5 protein-coding genes and 1 pseudogene are annotated in these 3,997 nt (G+C 73.4%); 1 reads left to right on the forward strand and 5 read right to left on the reverse strand.

Annotation, left to right across the window (positions count from 1 at the left end):
* Window positions 1–173: 173 nt before the first annotated feature.
* A pseudogene (locus tag CCN35_RS25455) lies at window positions 174–552 on the forward strand (hypothetical protein); the annotation flags it as partial.
* 99 nt (window positions 553–651) lie between these two features.
* Here the strand turns inward: CCN35_RS25455 and CCN35_RS25460 are convergent.
* The 5 genes from CCN35_RS25460 to CCN35_RS25480 form a co-directional block, all read right to left on the reverse strand.
* Entirely contained in the window at window positions 652–1,026 is a 375-nt protein-coding gene (locus CCN35_RS25460; protein ID WP_067396780.1) for a roadblock/LC7 domain-containing protein, read from the reverse strand.
* 13 nt (window positions 1,027–1,039) lie between these two features.
* Window positions 1,040–1,552, reverse strand: a complete 513-nt coding sequence (locus tag CCN35_RS25465) for a roadblock/LC7 domain-containing protein (protein WP_086794487.1) — start codon at window positions 1,550–1,552, stop codon at window positions 1,040–1,042.
* A gap of 13 nt (window positions 1,553–1,565) precedes the next feature.
* Window positions 1,566–2,396 carry a MarR family transcriptional regulator gene (locus CCN35_RS25470; RefSeq protein WP_086794488.1) on the reverse strand — a complete coding sequence of 277 codons (831 nt, stop codon included), beginning with the start codon at window positions 2,394–2,396 and terminating at the stop codon, window positions 1,566–1,568.
* Complete coding sequence (locus CCN35_RS25475) at window positions 2,393–2,785, reverse strand: hypothetical protein (protein WP_067396775.1); 393 nt, start codon at window positions 2,783–2,785, stop codon at window positions 2,393–2,395. The genes CCN35_RS25470 and CCN35_RS25475 overlap by 4 nt, the downstream gene beginning before the upstream one ends.
* Window positions 2,786–3,039: 254 nt before the next feature.
* The coding region (locus CCN35_RS25480) for a type III PLP-dependent enzyme domain-containing protein (protein ID WP_245863466.1) at window positions 3,040–3,997 on the reverse strand (958 nt) is incomplete at its 5' end.

The following is a 3,997-nucleotide window of genomic DNA, read 5'->3' on the forward strand; positions in this document are numbered from 1 at the left end:
GGGGAGGGGCGGGACGGGGAGCCGGGTCCCTTCCGGTCCGTTCTTGGAATCGTCCCGTGAACACTCGCTAGCCTGCCCGCACTGACGAGTGTGCCGGGACGACAAGGACGACAAGGAGGCAGTACGTGGCACGCGGAAGTCGTGCGGATCGTGGAGGGCAGGTCCTGGTCCGGGTGGCCGTCGTGGTACGGGCCGGGGCGGCACCGCTGTGGTGGCTCGGGGTGCTCGCGGCGGGCGCCGNNGCGCCGGCGCTACCGGGAACTCGCCCAGGGCGCCTCCCGTGCCGCACGGTACGACCTGCTCCAGGACCGGGCGGTCAGTCTCCGGGTCTGGCGCCGGAGGCACCTGTGGTGGCTGCTGCTGGCGTTCCTGGCCGCCCTGGGCAGCTCCTTCGCCCTGCCCGCGGCCGGCGGCATGCTCCTGGCCGGGACCGGCGTGGGGCTGTGGCTGAAGGCCGCCTGGCTCGGCCGGCTGGAGCGCTCCGAGGACGCCCTGCTGTGGGTGCGGGTCGACTGGCTCGACAAGCGCGGCGGGAACCCCGTGGGCAAGGCGNNGGGCCGGTGGCCGCGGCGGCCGGACGGACGGCACGGGTGATTCCGCCGCACGATCCGCCGGGGCACGGGCCCTGTGCCCCGGCGGAGGCGGCCCGGCTCAGACCTCCAGGCTCTCCTCGATCTTCTTCAGCTGGTGGCGGGCCATCGCCAGGTTGGCCCGCTTGCTGTCGAGGACGAGGTACAGGAACAGGCCGCTGCCGCCGCGTCCGCTGAGCAGACGGATCAGGTGGTACTGGTCGGTCAGGGTGATCAGGATGTCCTCGATCTGCCCCTTGAGACCGAGGTGCTCCATGGTGCGCATCTTGGCCCGTACGACGTCGGTGTTGCCGGCGGCGGCGACGGTCAGGTCCAGGCTCTTGCCGCCGCCCAGCGTGCCCAGGGCCATGCCGCTGGTGTAGTCGACGAGCGCGACACCGGTCGCACCCTCGATGGAGGCGAGCGCTTCCTTCAAGCAGGTCTCGGTGTTGGCCATGGCGGATCTCCTCTTAGTTCTCTCGGGTGTTCTCTCGGTTTTCGGCGGGGGTGGGCGCGGTGCGTGGCGCGCGCGTGGTTCTGGTCCGTACGGCGCCGGTCCGGGGAGCCGGTCTCGCGAGCTTCACGGATGACCTGCCGGGGGGCCTGGCCGCCGCCTCGGCGTCGACCAGTTCCCCGATGCGGGCGCCCGCTCTGCGGCCCTCCAGGTGCAGGCGGCCGACGTTGACGCGGTCCTGGGCGAGCAGGGTCAGCACCGCCGTGCTGCCCGCCGCATAGGTCGCGACATAGCCGTGGACGCCCCGTACGAGCAGTTCGCGCAGGTCGCCCTGACCGGTGGCATCCGCCATGCGTACGGCGACGCCGAGCGCGGCCGCGGTGAGTGCCGCCACGCTCTCCGGATCCACGCCCGGGGTGTCGTGGGCCAGGACGAGACCGTCGACACTCGCGGCGAGGGAGCCGGTGAGCTGAGGCACACGGGCCCTCAACTGACGCAGTTCGTCCAGGATGTCCGGCTCGGCTGCCATCCGGTGTCTCCTCTCAAAGGGCCTCCAGCGCATCCCTGAGCCTCTTCAGCAGCGTGATGTGGGGGTCGGTGGTGTACGCCGACTGCTCGGCGAACGCGGGGGTCTCCCCGTCGCCGGCCGGACCGGGCGCATCCCGTGGCGCGACGAGTCCGGCGGCCGCCAGCCGCCGGATGTCCACGAGGGTGTGGAACGCCTGCCGGCCCAGCTCCCGGGCCAGGTCGGTGGCCGTGCGGGTGCCGTCGATCCGCTCCAGCAGCGTGCGCTGACGGAGCGTCAGCCCCGGTGCGGCGGTGGCGTGCGTCCGCACCAGCGGGGCGCTGTCCGGTCTGGCGTCGGGCCAGATGCGCCGCAGCAGTTCGCGCCGGCGCAGGACCTCGCGCTCCAGATCGGCCACCGCGACCGGCAGGACGGGGCCGAGCCGGTGGGCGATGCCGCAGCGGAAACGGCCCGGGGTGCTGCTCGGGGCGAGCGCGAAGTAGGCGGCGTCGTACAGCGCGCCCAGATGGCACAGCTCCAGGGCGCCCTCGGCCAGATGGCCGCCGCTGAGCAGCAGGCGGGCCGCACCGTGCCGCTCGTCGGCCCGGGCCACGGCGTTGTGCCACACCTCGGCCTTCAGCGTGCCGTGCGCGGTCAGCAGCACGTCCAGGCCGGGTGTCAGCGGACTCTCGGCGTGCACCACGCGGCCCTCGGCGAGGTAGAGCGTGCCGTGCTCCCGGATCAGGGCACCGGTGGCCCGTTCGGCGGCGAGCCGGGTCAGCATCGGGGAGACCCCGCCCCGGGCCGGCTCGGCGGACGGCCTGGGGCGCACCGGCAGCCGGGGCGGCGGGGCGTCGACCACGGTCATCCCAGCACCAGCCGCTCGGCCATCTCGCCCAGGCGTATGCGGGCCAGGGCGAGATTGCCCTCGGTGCGGTTCAGCCACAGATGCAGGAACACACTGCTGTCGAAGGACGTGTCCACGAACCGCAGCAGGTGGTAGCTGTCACGGTTGCTGACGATCACGTCCTCGACCGGAGGCCGCTCGCCGTCGGGCCCCTCGGCGGAGGCGAACGCCCCGTGCTCGGCGGCCAGCCGGGCCAGTTCGGCGGCCTCCGCCGCCGTGGTCTCGGGATCGCCGCCCGGGGACTCCCCGACGGTGCCCAGGGCAAGCCCGCTCACCCAGTCGACCAGCGCGGCGCCGCGTGCACCGGGCAGCCGCATGGCTTCCAGGAGGCACTCGTCGATTCCGGGCACCCTTGTTCCCCTCCCGCCTGGGGTTTCGGCTGAGTGAGGGAGACGCTACGCAGGGTGTGGAGCGACGGCGGGGGTTATGGAATTTCCCGGTGGAACATGCGCCCGAGGGACTAGTGTGGGTCGACTGACCCGATTTTCCGGTGTGTCGCCGGATTTCCCGTGCGCCGCACGGGGTCGTGCGCGTCGTCCGGGTTCTCCGTGCGCTGTGCCGGCACGCTCGGCGGGTCTCATGACGCCGGCACGCGCGGCGGGTCTCATGCGCGCTCGGGCGCGCGCAGGGCGGTGAGCGCCGATGCGTGCTCCCCTCCCGCCTCCGCCACGATGTCCCGCAGCGTCTGCGGCTTGCGCACGGTCACGAAGGCGATCCCTCCCGAGCCGTCCGGAGCGAAGCCGTAAATCCCGGGCCGCGGAAGGGAGTTGTAGGCGTAGTGGTGTGCGAGGAAGTAGGCGCCGGTGTCCAGCGCCGCCACATGGTCGCCCGGTTCGAGCGGTGCGAGGGCGCGGCCCTCGGCGAGCAGGTCGCCGGCGAAGCAGGCGGGCCCGGCGACGTCCTGCACCACCTCGGGCCCCGCCTTGGGGCGGCCCTGGGCGTCGTACGCGGCAAGGCGCAGCGGCCAGGCCTCGGGCGCGTACACCGTGCGCGTCGCGACCTGCACACCCGCGTGGGTCACGGCGACCGGCCGCCCGCCGGCGCGCTTGGTGTACTCCACCCGGGTCACCACCGTGCCCTGCTTGGCCAGCAGCGACCGCCCGAACTCCGTCACCAGCCCGTACCGTCCGTCGAACAGCCCCGGCACCGTCTCGCGCAGCAGCCGTGCGTACTGCGCGTACGTCGGCGTGGTCTCCTCCGAGCCGAAGTTCACCGGCAGTCCGCCGCCGAGGTCGAGGGTGTCGACCTGCCGCCGCCCCGCGCGCGCATTGATCTCCTCGGCGAGCGCGTACGTCCGCGCCACGCCCTGCGCCATCAGGGGAAGCGGAATGCCCTGGGAGCCGGTGTGCGTGTGCAGCCTCGTCAGCCAGGGGCGGTCCAGATACGCCCGTACGATCCACTCGCGCACGCCCTCGTCGCGCAGCCCCATGCCGAACTTCGAGGTGGCCGTGGCCGTCGACAGCGCCCCGATGGAACCCCCGCCGACCTGCGGATTCACCCGGATCCCCAGCGGTGAGCGAGGGACGGCGGACCCCACGAGGGCGTCGATGCGGGCCAGCTCC

The organism is Streptomyces thermovulgaris (genome assembly GCF_002155915.1).
GTDB lineage: Bacteria > Actinomycetota > Actinomycetes > Streptomycetales > Streptomycetaceae > Streptomyces > Streptomyces thermovulgaris.